The organism is Phaeocystidibacter luteus, assembly GCF_008933115.1.
GTDB lineage: Bacteria > Bacteroidota > Bacteroidia > Flavobacteriales > Schleiferiaceae > Phaeocystidibacter > Phaeocystidibacter luteus.
The window spans coordinates 1-16,087 of record NZ_WBVO01000018.1 but is presented as its reverse complement, the minus strand read 5'-3'; the positions used below and the strand labels follow the sequence as shown (position 1 = coordinate 16,087).

Here is a 16,087-nt window from a genome sequence, read left to right as displayed (position 1 = left end):
TCTTGCGCCCTCAAGGCGCTTCCCCTATATTTGAACATGAAGTCACTCACCCTCTTCCTGCAGAAGCACTACCAGGTTCTTTACAACCTTTTCCTGTTTCTCATTGCTACCGTTGTTGTGCTGTATGTTCTGCCGGAACATGGTCGGCTTAAATACGACTACGAGGTTGGACAACCTTGGCTTCATAAAGACCTTGAAGCGCCCTTTAACTTCCCGCTTTACAAGTCGCGAGAGCAAGTAAGGTCCGAGAAGAAAGCCTGGGAGGAGTCTCACCCGCTTTATTTCAACCTTCAAGAAGAAAGCGAGAATCAATCAATCGCCGATTGGAAGGAAAATGCTGCTCGCGTGCCCGCTTCGGTCATATCGAACACAGACAGCCTTCAACGCATTGGAACGAAATTGCTTGTCGACGTATTCACGCAGGGAGTGGTCGTTGAGCCGAACATCACTATTCCTCGTGAACGCATTTGGTACATTTCATCGAATGGTGTTTTTCAAACGGTAGATCCCGATGCGCTTTTATCTCCCCAAAATGCCATTCAGATTATTCAAGAACGAATCCTCGACGTACCGGACAGTACATACCGCGCATACCTCAGCGAAAACTTGTCGGATTTTGTTCGCCCCAATATCCGCTTCAACAACGATTTGACGCAACGCCGAAAGAATGAATTCTTGCGCGACATCTCCCCTACTCAAGGCATGGTTTCCGAAGGAGAAGTGATTGTATACAGTGGACAAATCGTGGACGAGACCATCGCCAACCGACTCTCATCCTACCGTCGCACGCTCGAAGGCACAGACGACCCAACATCGATTTGGCAGGTTCGTGGCGGACATTTCCTTTTGGTTGTCCTCATTTTGTCCATGCTTTACCTCTTCCTTCAGCAGTTCCGTCCAACCATACTAGAAAACAGCAACAGCCTCACCCTTATCCTTGTCAACCTCATTGGCATGGTGCTATTGGCCGACCTCGTTGTTGGTTTCAACCCAGACCTGCTTTACATCGTGCCGTTCCCCATTGTCCCCATCATCCTCAGGAGCTTTTACGACACGCGGTTGGCGCTTTTCATACACTTCATTGTGATTATGATGGTGGGGTTGGTTGCCCCGAACAGCTTTGAATTCATCTTCATACAATTCCTAGCTGGGGTCTTCTCCATTGTGACGGCCACCGGGCTTTATCGCAGAGCACAACTGTTTCTGGCTTCTGGGAAAATCACGGTCATTTACATCATCTCTTATTTCGCTTTCACGCTCATTCGTGGTGATGTGCTCGACCAGGAACACCTGTATCAATATGGCTACTTCGCGTTGAACGGATTGATGAGCATTGTGGCCTACCCGCTCATCTTCCTATTTGAGAAGATCTTTGGGCAGGTTAGTGACGTGACCCTACTCGAGCTTGGCGATACGAATAGTCCGCTTTTACGCGAGTTGCGAATTAAGGCACCTGGAACGTTCCAACACTCCTTGCAGGTGGGTAATTTGGCAGAAAGTGTGATTGATGAGATTGGCGGAAACACGTTGCTTGTCAGGACCGGGGCACTCTATCACGACATTGGGAAGATGAAGAATCCCCTATACTTCGTGGAGAACCAGACCACAGGCATCAATGCACACGACGAATTAGAGCCCATTGAAAGTGCCAAAGTGATTGTGGACCATGTGTTGGAGGGCATTGTGATGGCCAAGGCGCGCAGGGTGCCGGACATGGTTATTGATTTCATTCGAACGCACCATGGAACTACACGGGTAGAGTACTTCTACCGCAACCATTTACGTCAGCTTCAGGAAGCCGATATGGAAATCTCCAAGGAAGAAGAGGACAAATTCCGCTACCCGGGTCCGAAGCCCTTCTCGAAGGAAACGGCGGTAATGATGATGGCGGATACGGTTGAGGCAGCAACGCGCAGTTTGAATCGACCGACGGCGGAAGACATCTCCAATATGGTTGACAAATTGATTGATCATCAGCAGTCGGAAGGCCAATTTGACAATGCAAATATCACCTTAGGAGAAATTTCTCGAGCGCGTCAGGTCTTGAAAAAGAAGCTGATGAGTATTCACCACTTGCGGGTTGAATATCCGGACTAAAAAATCGCTTGCAGGAACACCTACTTATATTATATTTGCACCCCCACGGTGAGGTGGGTGAGTGGCTGAAACCACCAGTTTGCTAAACTGGCGTACGTGCAAGCGTACCGGGGGTTCGAATCCCCCTCTCACCGCTGAAGAGTTTCCCAACTCTGAGCAAAGTCCCGAAAATCCTAGAGTTTTCGGGACTTTTTGTTTTTCAGGACTGAGCAAAAAAAGGCCGTTTTGAGCAAAAAAACGTAACCCAAATCGTAACCCCACCTTCCAAGGGGTTACGATTTAGAACGTCACCGCTCTACTTCCCGCATTTGCTCAAGGATGCAGCGTTTTGCGCAATGCAAATTCAAGCGTCCATTCTAAGTTTGTTTTTGAAGTGAGGGCACACAACTCGTCTGGGGTTACTGGCACTCTCTCCAGACACAAATTTGGAAGACGTATGTCAACGAGAAACACTTTCAAACTGCTGTTCATTCTTAACAAATCCAAGGTGAATTCAGAAGGCGCTCCCATCGTTCTTCGCATCACCTTAAATGGCACTACTGCCTCCATGAATGTGGGACGTAGAATTCCGCTTTCTGAGTGGGACAAAAAGGCACGGGAACCAAAGCGACGTTCAATGCATTTCGATGAGATTTCCGCCTTGCTCGAAACGTACCGAATGAAAGCCTACCAAGCCTACTCAGACCTTCTCAAGGAATACGATGAGATCACGGCTGAGAACGTTCGAAACCGAATGCAAGGTCATGACGGTATAGAGATCAAGACTATCGTATCTGTTTACGAAGCCCACAACCAAGAATTGGAAAAGATGGTAGGTAGAGGAATTTCCAAAACCGTCTACCGCAAACACTGCACTTGTCTAAAGCATTTCAAATCCTTCATGAAGCACCAATATCGCATGAAGGACATGCCCATCAAGCAGATCAAGTACAATGTAGTCCGAGCCTTCTTCAACTACCTTCAATTTGATCTAGGCCTTCAGGAGAACACCTCCATCAAGTTCATGCAGAACTTCAAGAAGATCACCAACCACGCAATGAAATCCGGCTGGTTGTCACAAGATCCATTCGACGGCATGTCATTGCGCCTTCCTGAAACCGATCGTCCTTACCTCACCGAAGAAGAGCTAAAGAAACTCGAAGAAACGCACCTTCCACTCTTTCGACTTCAAACGGTTCGAGATCTCTTCATCTTTGCATGCTACACAGGCCTCTCCTATTCAGACGTGAAGAAACTCAAGCGTTCCGAAATTGAAAAAGACTCCAATGGCATGTGGTGGATCAGAACGAGACGAATCAAGACAAAAACAAAATCCCAGGTTCCTCTACTCGCTAGAGCCAAAACCATCATTGACAAATACTGTCAATTGGAAACACTGAAACCCGATGATCTGGTTCTACCTGTTATGAGCAACCAAAAGCTCAATTTATACCTACGTGACGTTCGAAAAGAATGTGGTATTGAAAAAAAGCTGACTTTTCACGTAGCTCGACACACTTTTGCCACCACAGTAACACTTCAGAATGGTGTTCCAATTGAGTCGGTTTCAAGGATGCTGGGACATACCAATATCAGGACAACTCAGCACTACGCAAGGATTGTGGATAGGAAGTTGGCAGAGGATATGACGAAGCTTACAATGACGGGAAAGTTTCAATTAGCGTGAGGAAGGGCCGAGAGGCCCTTTTCTTTTTGTAGATTTAACCTGATGCTCGTTCTCTCAGATCTACTCATATACAAGTAATTTCAGAGGTAAACCTGCATATATCCATAAGTTGTGTGCAATTAAAAAAAACTGAGATGTATATAGATTTTCACAAATACAATTATGAACTAGTTCCAGATCATCAGGTTAATGATTATAAAAACCGAGACAAAGAAAGTTACAAGTCATTACTAAATAAATGGTTCGAAGACAACCTTGACAATTTTGTTGAACGAAAATGGGAAATTGAAGAAATTCATTATCTCAAAAATATAAGCGACTTTATAAAACTCGTGAGAGAAGCTGAACAGCTATTTGAATTCGGATTTTACACGGGTTGCATTTCTTTGGTTGGAGTGTCGAGCGAAGACTTTTGCAGGTATTTGTCTGTACAATTAGGAAAACCTCAATATGAAAGTCAAACTCAATTTAATAGAATAAATAACCTCAAATCGGATGGTCTTATTTCTAATGCTACCCATACCCTCTTAGACGATATTAGAAAGATTCGTAACGATTGCTTACACTACAATCAAAATTTCAAGCAGAAAGATAATGTAGAACTAAAATCAGACGCCTTAACAGCCCTTAATAATCTAAAAAAGACATTGAAAAATTTGATTGGAGAAGATGAAGCTGGCTACCAAGCTGACTTAATTTCAGTAATTTCAGGAATTGGAGCAGGTGATGATATTAGAGCTACAGAGGAAATAGCTATTAAGGTAAAAAATGCAGTATCTCACTTACTGAAATTCCCAATTGCATTTGACCCTTCTTCAAAAATTCAAATTAAGACTTCAGCTTTTGAAATCTTGGAGATTGATGAAGACTTTGATGAAATCTCTCTTAAGGACTTAAGTAATCAAATGATAGTAATTGTGGAATTCCCAGAACAAGAAAGAGAGTATTATCAAAATAAAGAATTGCAAGAGGGAAACTCTGTTACTGCAACCTTAATATCTGTAATTGACCAAAATGGGCTAACAGCAGAATGGACGATTTTGGATATTGATAAAATAAAATAACAGATCGTAAATGGGTGCAATTGTCTGGAGTCTAGAAAACTTTGTTAATGCCATTTTGGATATTGTTGTAATTAAAACAGGTTTGGTAATAAGCGAGGACCAGTTGATTGAGATATTACTTGAAGAGTTTCCAGATGACAGAAATTTCAATAATTATCATGTTCGAAAAAATCGACCAGTCAGAATTCGATCGGAAGAATTTGACTTTTACTGCTGGGAAGTCCGAAAGAGACTAGGCGAACTTGAACATAACATTCATCCATATTTCATTGGAGATGTGGATAAAATGATGAAATGGCATGAGGAAGGAATTGATCCAATAAAAGTTCTTAAAAGACTAGTGGATGGACTGGCAGAACACCATGATGAAGAAAATCCAAAACTTATAGACCCAGAACCTATTTTAAAAGCCGTGCTCATGGAGAAAATTGCACCTCCAGAAGTCATTTTTGAACTATTCAATTCTTTAGTGAAGAATCAAAAACTTTCTAATACAATTTTTCCAGTTGAGCAAGTTCTATGGGATGGAGGTACTAGTTTAAATGATTTGTTTGAAAGGGAATCTATCCCTAACTCGCCAGATGGATTTATTGATCAGAAGTTTATAAACTACTTGCAAGCCAATCCGAATAAGTTGGAACTTATGCATTGGCGGAACTTTGAAAGACTGACAGCTGAATTTTTTCATCGACATGGGTATAAAGTCGACCTCGGACCTGGGGTAAACGATGGTGGAGTTGACGTTAGAGTATTTGATCCCAAAGACGACTCTAAGCCACTAGTCATTATTCAATGTAAAAGACATAAGGAAAGCAATCAGGTTAAAATCGAAACGGTAAAATCATTTTATAGTGATGTGGAGTTCGAGGGCGCCAAGAAAGGTTTAATTGCTACGACATCTCGAATTGCCGAAGGAGGAAAAAAGGTAGTTTCCATAAGAAAATACCCGCTTCAGTTCGCTGAGAATGAAGAGATAAAAAATTGGGTTAATAAAATGAAGAAAAGATAAAAATTGCACACAACATCGTGTATAGCACATGCCCTCCAGGACACGTGCCATACACACGAGCGTTAGGGCACATTAAAAAATGAACAATCAAATTGCATTCATAGACGAATTTGGTAACAACGGACTCGAGTTTGATTCTGAGGGCGTCAGCACTCATTTCATAGTGACTGCAATCATCATTGATAAAGACAAACTCGAATTAATAGAAAAGCAAGTAGATGAAATAAGAGGTAAGCATTTTCAAAAAGGTGAGATGAAATCTTCGAAGTTGAAAGACAATGACACTCGTAGACTCAGAGTTCTTGAGGATTTGAACAAATTGGAATTTCACATTTTCAGCGTTGTGATTGATAAAAGAGAACTCAAAGGTGAAGGATTCAACTTCAAAGGACCCTTTTTCAAATTCCTTCATTCACTTGTTGACAGAGAGCTATTCAGCGTATTTCCCGATATTTTAGTTGTTGCTGACGAGCATGGAGGTAAAGAGTTCAAGGAAGGTTTCATTAAGTACATTAACAAGAAACACATACCTGATTTATTTAATCAATCGGAATTTCGATTTTCTAATAGTAAGTCTGATTTAGTCGTCCAGGTTGCGGATATAATTACAGGCACATTAGCACGTTGCTATGAGTCCAAAAAGCTCAGCGAGAACAGATCAAAGCTTCTAGAAACGCTGAAGAGCAAGATAACAGAGATTCGATTTTGGCCACCTGATTATCGACCTTTCGCATTCAACCCTGAGAAGGACTACAAGAATTACGATCCAACTATATCAACTCTCGGTATCAATCTGGCTGAGCAACATCTCGATAAGAACAAGAAATCGAAAATCCCGTTCGAAATAGATCAATGTAGCTGTCTGAGCTACCTGCTTTTCCATTTCAAGAATATTAACCCTGAAAGCTATGTACCTACATATGAACTTATTGAACAAATCGAAAAGGTTCGCGTATCGACTATTTCAATGCACTATTTCAGAAGTAAGATTATAGCTAAATTAAGAGATCACGGAGTGGTAATTTCGAGTTCCAATAAGGGCTACAAACTTCCATCATCAAAAAACGACTTGTTCGACTTCGTGAATCATAGTAACTCCTACATACAACCAATGATTGATCGTTTGATGAAGTGCAGGAACAAAGTCAAACTTGCAACTAAGAATGAACTTGATATACTTGACATAGATGAATTCAAGTACTTGAAAATGATAATAAACAACGTGCCCTAACAGCGGCTATAGTGCATGCCTTGTCGAGCACGTGCCAAAGCCAAACCGTCGGTGGTAATTAAAAAATCAAATGAGTAAGAAATATAGACTAACATTAATTCTTCTAGCAACTCTTAGCCTGATTGTGGTGGGTTACATTAATACGTCAAATTATGACTTTTTGATTAATGACTTTTGGTTTACCTCAGGTGCTCTTCTTTTAATACTTCTTTCACTTGTTGACCAACCTCACTTTTCAAAAGATTCAAACATTTTTATTAATGCTGTAACTGCGGGAATTTCTTTACTTCTTGTTGAGCAGGACAATCGCGACTATTTGTTTTGGGTCTTTTTTGGACTGACTATTTACCTACTTACGAGTAGCTATATTTTGCTTTGGATAAGACAAAAAGCCCTTGCCGATGAAAATAAATTTGTAAAACTTTTCTCACGTCTCAATCGACAACTTGGCCGTCCTGAATCGATTTTCTCGGCCTTTTTTATTTGGGGTGCATATAAACAATTTGGTGCTGAAACCAATCAATTTAATAGCCTCCTCATTTTTTGGATTGTGTTCATTATTCTGAACATCCCCTCCCTGGCAAAAGCAATTGAAGATCTATTATACATTCAAAAGGAAAAGAATAATCAATTAGCCCTTGGACAAATATTTGGTGTTCAATCTAAAAATACCTTTCTCGTAAAACTTTTTGACACCAAAGACAGAATCACTCAAGCAAGAATATTCGATTTTGTAGAATTCAAGTACTCAACAGATGAGAAGCTTAGAAAAGGTCTTCTAATCGACACCTACCTACTAAAGCAAGAGCAGTGGGTGAAGATTCTTTCCAATAGCGAGATTGAAAAAATCTTCAACAATGCAATTATTCACTCAAACCACTCTCCTGACATTGTTTACAGAATAGAGGACATTCCCGAAAATGACTACCTGAATAGATTAGTTGGAATTATTACGGAGAACACAGTAATCTCAAAAATCCGATTTGTATATAATTCAAGAATGGAGATTCAAGAAGGTCAATTGCTTGAAGTAACAGTCCAAAAGCAACAAGTACTTTATCAAGTTGTTGAAGGAATAACCCGAATTGAGCAATTAGAACAAAAGAACCAAACTGGATTAATCGTTGGAGAAGCCATTCAGTTGGGGACTTGGAATGCAGAAAAATGTCAATTTGAACAATTCGGGTGGGTGCCTGAAATAAATAGTCCTGTATACATTGCTGATGATATTGAAATTCCAGAAATCAAGGATGAAGAATACATAATTGGGAGTATTCCAGGAACTAATTATCCGGTTATTATCGACAAGAATGTCGCTATCACCCACCACACAGCAATTATTGGAGTAACAGGAACAGGTAAATCAATTTTCGCCAGAAATCTGATAAGGCAGTATCTATCTGATGACGATACTAAAGTCATATGTATCGATTTTACAGGTGAATATCTGGGAAAGTTCAGCGACTATCAGCCGGATAGAGTCATAAGTGATGAAAAGTCTGAATCTCTTTTCAAGAAAATAGACAAGATTGAAAGAATAGTTGCCAACAACTACAATAAGGATAATGAGGAGAGTAGACTACTTAGAAAAGAAATCGCTGAAGAAATGTATAATGAAATCAGCAACTTTTTAAAAGGTAATAAGAAATTGTCCATTTTCGAATTGCCGCATGTAGAAAACACTTCGGGTGTTCTCACCTATACCAAAACTTTTTTTCGCCTCCTCTTTCATATAGCTAAGAAGGAAAAAAGCTATGGGAAGCGAATTTGTATTGTACTAGAAGAAGCACATACAATTGTGCCTGAATGGAATTTTTCAGGAGTTAGTGACAAGGTTTCACAGCCATTGCTCAATAGTATCGCTCAAATTGCCTTACAAGGCAGAAAGTATAACGTTGGTCTGATGGTAATTGCACAAAGGACTGCGAACGTATCTAAAACGATACTTACACAGTGTAATACAATTGTATCATTTCAAGAATTTGATAAAACGAGTAGTGATTTCCTTTCAAATTATTTCGGACAAGAAATAGTGGGTAGTCTCAACAAGTTGAAATTTAGACAAGCAATTGCCGCAGGGAAAGCATTCAAGTCTAATGTTCCAATGATTTTTGAAGTACCACACATTGAAGAGCCAGAATTTAAGGAAGCAGCTGAAGTTGAAGCAAAAGAAGAGCCTCTTAAAGAAAAAAAATGATTAGAAAAACTACAACCAACAAGATATATAGCGCATAGCTGCCCTGCGAGAAAGCAAACCACCATATACAAATCGTTGCATCAAACTACCATCCAATACCTGTCCCTAGCGAAGTCTAACTCATTTAAGACAAGGCTCCCTCAATTCCCGCACATCCATATCTCTTTCAATTCCGAGGTAGATCTTCGCAATATTGCGAAGTGACAGTTGATTTATTTTTCCATAAAAACATTAACTGGAGGGGGCTCTGAAATGCTAAATACGCCTAAACTTCCCGCCGTTGCTCACTTCCGCACGATTTTGCGCTTTGCTTTTCCCTCTACCCGTTCTAAAATTGTCCTAGTCAATTAACACTGACTAGTGATAAGATTGGAAACGAAATATCACCTCACTTCTAACAGCTTACTTCAAGGTGTAGCCAGCGCCTTGAGGTTGAATGTGCACCGAGCGAAGCTCCGGCTCCAAGGATCAATTGACACTTTCTTATCACTAGTCCGCCTTGGAGTCGGACTTCCTTTTTTATTCAAACCTTTTAAACGAATTGAACGATGAAACTCCCTATGCGGATTGCACTGGGGACCATCCCTAGTATTCAACAAAAACTAGCTGCAGCCAAGAGTACTGAACAGACTCAATTGAGTGTTGGAAATGCGCCTAAACAGATCATCCACAAACCCTTTATCGACTTCCATACGCAGCGTCAATTGTATGAGGACTGGATGGAGCAACACAACGCTCGAGTAAAGGAAGTACGCCGGCAAAACAAGGGAGAGAGACTGCCTCCCAAGTATCAATTGATCAAGTCGAATCAGCTGATGTTTATCTATGAGCTCACCCGATTGATGATCCGTCAATTGAGTGAAGAAAACCTCACCTGGGCTTCTGAAGGAGGAATGAAGCTCAATCCGAATGTTCCCTATGTCCTATGGACTAACAACCGCGAGTTGGCCGATCAACTGGGTTATCGTGCCGAAAAGACTGTATGGAACCACATTGAACGATTGAAGGATCTAGGCTTAATTGTAGGAAAGAAAAACCACGGAACACGGTCTAACTACGAGTTGCACATCAACTCTGAATTCCTGGTATTCTTTGATGAAGGAAATCCGGAAAAAGTTCCCGTGACCCATTTGAATGGAATCCGCAAAGAATGGCCGATTCCGAAGCGATTACAGGAAAAAGTACAACCACCTCAGAACTATAAAAGAACACTAAATAAAAAATTAATAAACCGCGGAGCGGATGAGCGAGCGGCAACCGACTCTCCGAGTCTCCCCGCTCCTCCTGGCTCATCCGCAGAATACTCAATTGATAGAGGAAGGAACACACCAAGCGAAGCCCAAACCCTAGATGAGAAGCTGGAGGCCTTATGTCCACATCCAGCACTAAAAACCTGTGGCCCTTTCACTAAGTACCAAACCAAGGGCGCGGCGCGGCATCCGCATGAGGAAGAAATACGTCCGCTTGTTCGTCAGTTCTTATGGACAGCCCACAGAAAGCTCTGGTCGGAAAGGAACATCTACGACCGTGAATACCATAAGGTCTTTGAGTATATCGTGGAGCGCTACTTCGTCAAATGCAATACTATGGAAGACGTTCAATTCCGATTCAAGATCATGGAAGACGTGGTAGAAATGCAGAGGAAATTCGTAGAAGAGGATTCCAACCGGTACACTATGTACCCGATGCAATTCTTTGAGCTCGACCGTCAATTGAGTCCGGATGACTTTTCAGGATTCCAGGGAGTTTGGACGCTCTACTGTGCAAAGGTCAAGAAAGCCAGAGCATCGGTGAAACAGAAGCGCAAATGGCGCAATCAGAAAATGTTTAAAAAGGCCATGAAAGAGTTCTCGCAGCACCCTACGAAAGCCAACTACATCGCCACAGCAAGGAAGGTCAAGAAGCTCTGGCCAGAGCACATGAATCAGTTTCAAGAACTCTATCAAAGGCTAATCCGAATGAATCAATTGATCCATGAAGATGAAGAACGGCAAGTACACCAATTGGAAGAAACAAGCAGTCGTCAAAATGGTCGTTTACCAAGATCGTCAATTGACTAACGTCTACTACTCCTTTTACAAGGAGGACGTCAAGTACAATAGGGATCCACTAGAAGTATCCTACGCCATGTGGAGCAGAATACAAAAGAAGATTCAATTGACGGATAAGACGCATGTGATTGCGTTTGTGAATGGGGAGGTGTATCCGCAGGAGGTTATTTGGAGGGTGGGGTGTAATTAGAACAGCCATTTGAATACAATCATAATACCACTCTCTCTATTAGAGATTACCTAAACTACTCATTATACACTTTATGACATTTGCTAAATCACGCTCAATAAATTCAAAAGAACACCGCTATTCACAATAAACATTTCTCTCTTTCCTGAAAATTGAATCACACTGTAATCTGACTATGTCAAAACCCTTTATGACCCAGGCCTTATATATGACCTCGGACTCTTCATATTCAAATCCTTCTTCTAAAGTTAACAAGTCACAGTTATGACTGCAATTATTTAAAAAATTCAACTCTAGCACTTGCCCAGAATCAAACGGAATAGATAATTCATTCATCAGAGTAAACTGATATTCCTGATACTTATTCTCCTTCTTAAAGTGGAAATACTCAATTCGACTGTTAGAATCTATAGGATCTACGAATGATGTATCGATAATTTTCTCGTCGGTAATTTCGCTCCAACCTCCTCTTAAGTCCTTAACGAAGAGTAATTTGTACTGATCAATCACACTGTCTCGTAGAACAAAAACTGAAGCATATTGAGCACTTGAATCACTTAAATAATAATCATGTCGAAACAAATATTCCAAGCCTTGATTTTCTACAAAATGGCTCAAGATTGTAGTTGAGCCCGACTGAACTTGCAATCTGGTACAACAACTCGTACAAAAACCAAGTGTTAAAATTATGGCGAATAGACGCATAGCTAAATAATTAATGAATGTACGGTGTTTCAGAAATACCCACACCCTGTTGGCGTAACATAAGTCTCACCATTCGCATATAGGATTCAACATCTGCATTGTGACCTGGATCCTCTCTAATACTTTCGTTCGGTGCAATTATAGATCGATAACCATGACCTCCAATCTCATGAAGCGCAGAAACCATTTGTAAGTCATATAAAACGTTTCTTCCTGCTACTGGCTCTCTAGCTAAAACAACAGATTGCTCAGCAGGATAAACTGTTTGTAAGAAACACAGTCTATCAGGTATTGAAAGCGTTGGTAGAAAAAGTTTAAAGGGGGATTCAATACCTTCAATCATTGTGACGTTGACTATTGTTCTCCATTTTGTTACGAGAGTGGCTCCGTTTGTTCCTTTGTCTTCCATGCTCATTCCATTGTATTCTGGAAGCGGTGTAGATCTGTCTTCAACTCTCGCAGAGATGTTGCTTTCTATATGAACTGCTGGACATGCAATTCGTTCTATTACATCTAATTGTTCATCTGAGAAGCTATGAAGATCAGCTTCATTATTAAAAACTACGGCACCTTTATCAGCATCGTAAGAAAACAAAGCCCCTACTCCTAACTTATTTAAACCTCTTGATAAAAAGCCCCATGACTCCGCCGTCATGAATAAACTGTCGCCGTTCGGATCAATATATACTATAGGATTATTCCCACTGAACGAATAAGATGAACTATTAGGGTATTTTTCGGCAAAGCGATCCACACTCAACCAACTACTCACCTGGCTCTCGTAATACCTCGCTCCATAATACCCTAAACCAGTTTCCTCATCGAATTCCTTTCCATTAAAGAAATATTCGCTTTCATAAGTCTGATTTGAAGAAGTGTACGTGTACATCTGCTCTCCCCATGGTGTGTAATGGAAGTATTGGTGTACTTTTCCTGCGTCGTCTGTGATCATATCCACACTTCCGAGATAATCAGGGTGGTACCAGTATCTAAGGCCTTCAAAACAGCAGGTTAAATCCGATTTGCCTTGTGAGGCTTCAGCGTATTGAGGATAATACTCTGCTAGTCTAGGTCTAGTCTTTAACTCCCTTTGTGTAAAGTCTTTGTCTTGAACTAAGTCAAAGGACTCTAGTTGATTTTGCAAGTCTACAATTACCGGATCATTGAATGAACGTTCATTTCCATTCTCTGAGTTTCGGGTTGCATCTACTGTATTATCAGAATTAGCAGTGGATGTTTTCATCTGCTCCTCCATGACTTCTGCCAAGGAGATGTCTGTAGCCACACGAGTCATACCCATGTAATAGTGCTTGGTGGTTTGTAGAGCACCGGTGAAATAGGACTCAATCATGTACGGGTCGACGTAGAGCTTGTAGGGGGCAAGGTCGTTGTAGATTTCGACTAAGGCGGTGTGTCTATCGAGACGACTCACACTCTAGCGTATCACAATTCGGTCCACTTGGACCTCCCCAGTCTCTCCCTTCCAAACAACCAAATAAACTCCTTGCGTGAGAGGTGGAAGCTGAATGGCATTTGCCTCCATTGACAGTTGATAAAGTACGTTCCCAGATAAATCAAGAATATCCATAGCCACGGGAAGAGCTCCCTGGCTGTTCACAGTAATTCGTCCTGTTGTTGGATTAGGGTAGAAGGTTAACCACGCATCACCCGCACTATTCTCAGGAACCGAGAATCGGTTGTAATTGTAACAGGCCGAAGTATCCACACAATTCTGATTGGTTAAGATTACGGCATATTGACCATTGGATGGAGGTAGAAAGTTGATGCTGGTCGCTCCTGCGATGGGTGTGAAGTTATTCGAACAATCTACCCATTGATACGTGGTGTTGGTGTCGGTCTCTTCAGAATAAAGTGTTCCATCTAAATCATAAACGCCAGTATCCTGCGCGGCAAGAACCAGTATTCCAACAGAATCTATGGAATTGGCATTAAAGAGCGTATCTCGATAAACACCCTCATTGGAATATGTAGCCCCCCACCATTGAACTGGTCCACAAGCCACGGTTGTGTCATACACAATGAGAGGACGCTCAGCTGCGCCAATATCACGTCGGCCGAAGATGGCGCCGTTCTGCGCATTCGAGAAGTCATTGGGATTGCCGGAGTTTAGTGCGGGACTGTTTGTGTCGGGCATCATGGTTGGGGTCAGGCCGCCGTTCAATTGGATCGGACCAAGTGCAACTATTGAAGTATCCACACCAACTAAATCAGAAGTTGAGGCCCAACTAGGCGTTAAGTAAAATAGGTTATAACCGTTGGAAGTGAAGCTTCCGTTGCCAATAGAAAACAATTGACCTTGATTAGAGGTGATAATGGAACTTTGAACTGTAAAGGAAGAGGTATTATTCGACCTAAATAATGGATCCTGATTTGTCGCTACTGAATTCAGTATCGTGGAGTTCTGAATTCCAATGGCACCATCCCAATTGTAGAACACACTACCTTCTGGTGATATATTATTAATAAAAGTCGAGTTGCTTATGCTGAGTTCGTTATCCGACAACGATACAGCTCCTCCAGAATTGTAAGCTGCATTATTTATAAAGGAACAGTCACTTATGGCAGCCTTACCGTGATCCACATAGATTGCACCTCCTGTCCCAGATGAGTTATCTTCAAATACACAGTTAACGACAAAACTTCCATTGACTGTCGGATCAACATAGCTCCCGACTATTGAAAGCCCCCCTCCTCCGCTAGTTGTACTCATGTTTGACTTGAAAGAGCAATTTGATATGAACGATGAATCATTTCCTGTCGAAGTAAGTGCTGAGCTATAGCCAAAAGAGCCCGGCATGACGTTATTTACGAAGAGAGAATTAAGAACTATCAAATCTCCACCATATCTAAAGTGTGCAGCGGGACCACTACCCCTATTCGAATTTCCATCGAAGACACAATCATTAACTACGAAGTCCGCATTGATTGCACTTACAGCCCCCCCGAAACCTCCATTAGGATTATCCAGACTATTATGAACAAAGCTTGAATTAAACAACTCTAAACTGGTAGCGTCAACATAAACGGCTCCTCCTAGAAATAGTCCTTGAGTGTTGTTATTGGCAATGTGACAATTCCTAATCTCAACCGATCTCGCGTCGAGAACACAGATTGCTGAGCCATTAGAATTGTCTGAAAATGCCATTTCAAGAGCCAGACTATCTAGAGTGACATCTTGATTTGGATTGTTAGAAAAATCCATGTAAAACAACTGAACCGAATCTCCTCCACTGACATAAAGCGTGTCGGTCTGATTGTACAACCCCTTCAACGTAACACCCTGCAAAAAGCTAATCGTAAACTTCAGGTGGAGGGTGTCAGATCCATTCGCAAGGAGCGAAGGGTCAAAGCGAATAACATCTCCTGAGCTTGCGTTGAACACCGCGTCTCGAAGCGATCCAGGGCCAGAGTCATTCAAATTCGTGACTTGCTGTGCAGGGAGACTTATAGAGAAAAGTAGAACGGTGAGAAGTGAGGCGAGATTCTTCATAGTTCTAAGATATGAAGAGTTAAGGAATTGACTAGCAATGGATTCTAGTCTTGCGATTCAAATCGCTATTCATATAGGCTATGCTTAGCGAAGAAATCGGGGACCAGATTTAATTCTATTAAAACAGGGATAGAGGTTAGTTTTTGATTTCTCTCCTTGACTTTTATCTTAGCCTACAGGTTGCAAACTGAGAACTTCTGAGCGAGAAGCCCTTTGCGCTGAGAAGTTTCCAAATCGTAACCCTTCTGAGAAGAAAGGCTCTGAAACACTGATTTTCAGGACGTAATAAGAGAGGTTCATTTCCCCCTCTCACCGCGAAACTTGAAAACCCCGCAAAGTAGAGCTTTGTGGGGTTTTTTAATGCGC

The 16,087-nt window shown here is 41.5% G+C and carries 10 protein-coding genes and 1 tRNA gene; 9 read left to right on the top strand and 2 right to left on the bottom strand.

The annotated features are described in order from the left end of the window. The 9 genes from F8C67_RS14155 to F8C67_RS14115 all read left to right on the top strand — a co-directional run. A partial coding sequence (locus F8C67_RS14155) for an HD family phosphohydrolase (protein WP_223277577.1) occupies window positions 1-2,097 on the top strand: 2,097 nt, incomplete at its 5' end. A 47-nt stretch (window positions 2,098-2,144) separates the two neighbouring features. Next, window positions 2,145-2,231: transfer RNA gene (locus F8C67_RS14150), tRNA-Ser, on the top strand. Between the two features lie 302 nt (window positions 2,232-2,533). Next, on the top strand, window positions 2,534-3,763 hold the full coding sequence (locus tag F8C67_RS14145) for a site-specific integrase (RefSeq protein WP_151668517.1): 1,230 nt from the start codon (window positions 2,534-2,536) through the stop codon (window positions 3,761-3,763). 134 nt (window positions 3,764-3,897) lie between these two features. Continuing rightward, window positions 3,898-4,827 carry a DUF4145 domain-containing protein gene (locus F8C67_RS14140; protein ID WP_170266484.1) on the top strand — a complete coding sequence of 310 codons (930 nt, stop codon included), beginning with the start codon at window positions 3,898-3,900 and terminating at the stop codon, window positions 4,825-4,827. Between the two features lie 10 nt (window positions 4,828-4,837). After that, window positions 4,838-5,836: a restriction endonuclease gene (locus F8C67_RS14135; RefSeq protein ID WP_151668515.1), complete on the top strand. Its 999-nt coding sequence runs from the start codon at window positions 4,838-4,840 to the stop codon at window positions 5,834-5,836. A 79-nt stretch (window positions 5,837-5,915) separates the two neighbouring features. After that, complete coding sequence (locus tag F8C67_RS14130; RefSeq protein ID WP_151668514.1) at window positions 5,916-7,067, top strand: DUF3800 domain-containing protein; 1,152 nt, start codon at window positions 5,916-5,918, stop codon at window positions 7,065-7,067. A gap of 70 nt (window positions 7,068-7,137) precedes the next feature. After that, window positions 7,138-9,264, top strand: a complete 2,127-nt coding sequence (locus F8C67_RS14125; protein WP_151668513.1) for an ATP-binding protein — start codon at window positions 7,138-7,140, stop codon at window positions 9,262-9,264. 548 nt (window positions 9,265-9,812) lie between these two features. After that, entirely contained in the window at window positions 9,813-11,324 is a 1,512-nt protein-coding gene (locus tag F8C67_RS14120; protein WP_151668512.1) for a helix-turn-helix domain-containing protein, read from the top strand. After that, on the top strand, window positions 11,317-11,505 hold the full coding sequence (locus tag F8C67_RS14115) for a hypothetical protein (RefSeq protein WP_170266483.1): 189 nt from the start codon (window positions 11,317-11,319) through the stop codon (window positions 11,503-11,505). The genes F8C67_RS14120 and F8C67_RS14115 overlap by 8 nt, the downstream gene beginning before the upstream one ends. Window positions 11,506-12,220: 715 nt before the next feature. Here the strand turns inward: F8C67_RS14115 and F8C67_RS14110 are convergent. Together F8C67_RS14110 and F8C67_RS14105 are read right to left on the bottom strand one after the other, a co-directional pair. Then, the gene (locus tag F8C67_RS14110) at window positions 12,221-13,561 is read right to left on the bottom strand and encodes an RHS repeat domain-containing protein (RefSeq protein WP_151668510.1); all 1,341 of its coding nucleotides are present in this window, start codon (window positions 13,559-13,561) and stop codon (window positions 12,221-12,223) included. A gap of 84 nt (window positions 13,562-13,645) precedes the next feature. Further along, on the bottom strand, window positions 13,646-15,721 hold the full coding sequence (locus tag F8C67_RS14105) for a T9SS type A sorting domain-containing protein (RefSeq protein WP_151668509.1): 2,076 nt from the start codon (window positions 15,719-15,721) through the stop codon (window positions 13,646-13,648). Window positions 15,722-16,087 lie beyond the last annotated feature (366 nt).

Coding starts and splice junctions, on each gene's coding strand:
- F8C67_RS14145 (WP_151668517.1), top strand. CDS start 2,534: ATGTCAACGAGAAACACTTTCAAACTGCTGTTCATTCTTAACAAATCC.
- F8C67_RS14140 (WP_170266484.1), top strand. CDS start 3,898: ATGTATATAGATTTTCACAAATACAATTATGAACTAGTTCCAGATCAT.
- F8C67_RS14135 (WP_151668515.1), top strand. CDS start 4,838: ATGGGTGCAATTGTCTGGAGTCTAGAAAACTTTGTTAATGCCATTTTG.
- F8C67_RS14130 (WP_151668514.1), top strand. CDS start 5,916: ATGAACAATCAAATTGCATTCATAGACGAATTTGGTAACAACGGACTC.
- F8C67_RS14125 (WP_151668513.1), top strand. CDS start 7,138: ATGAGTAAGAAATATAGACTAACATTAATTCTTCTAGCAACTCTTAGC.
- F8C67_RS14120 (WP_151668512.1), top strand. CDS start 9,813: ATGAAACTCCCTATGCGGATTGCACTGGGGACCATCCCTAGTATTCAA.
- F8C67_RS14110 (WP_151668510.1), bottom strand. CDS start 13,561: ATGATTGAGTCCTATTTCACCGGTGCTCTACAAACCACCAAGCACTAT.
- F8C67_RS14105 (WP_151668509.1), bottom strand. CDS start 15,721: ATGAAGAATCTCGCCTCACTTCTCACCGTTCTACTTTTCTCTATAAGT.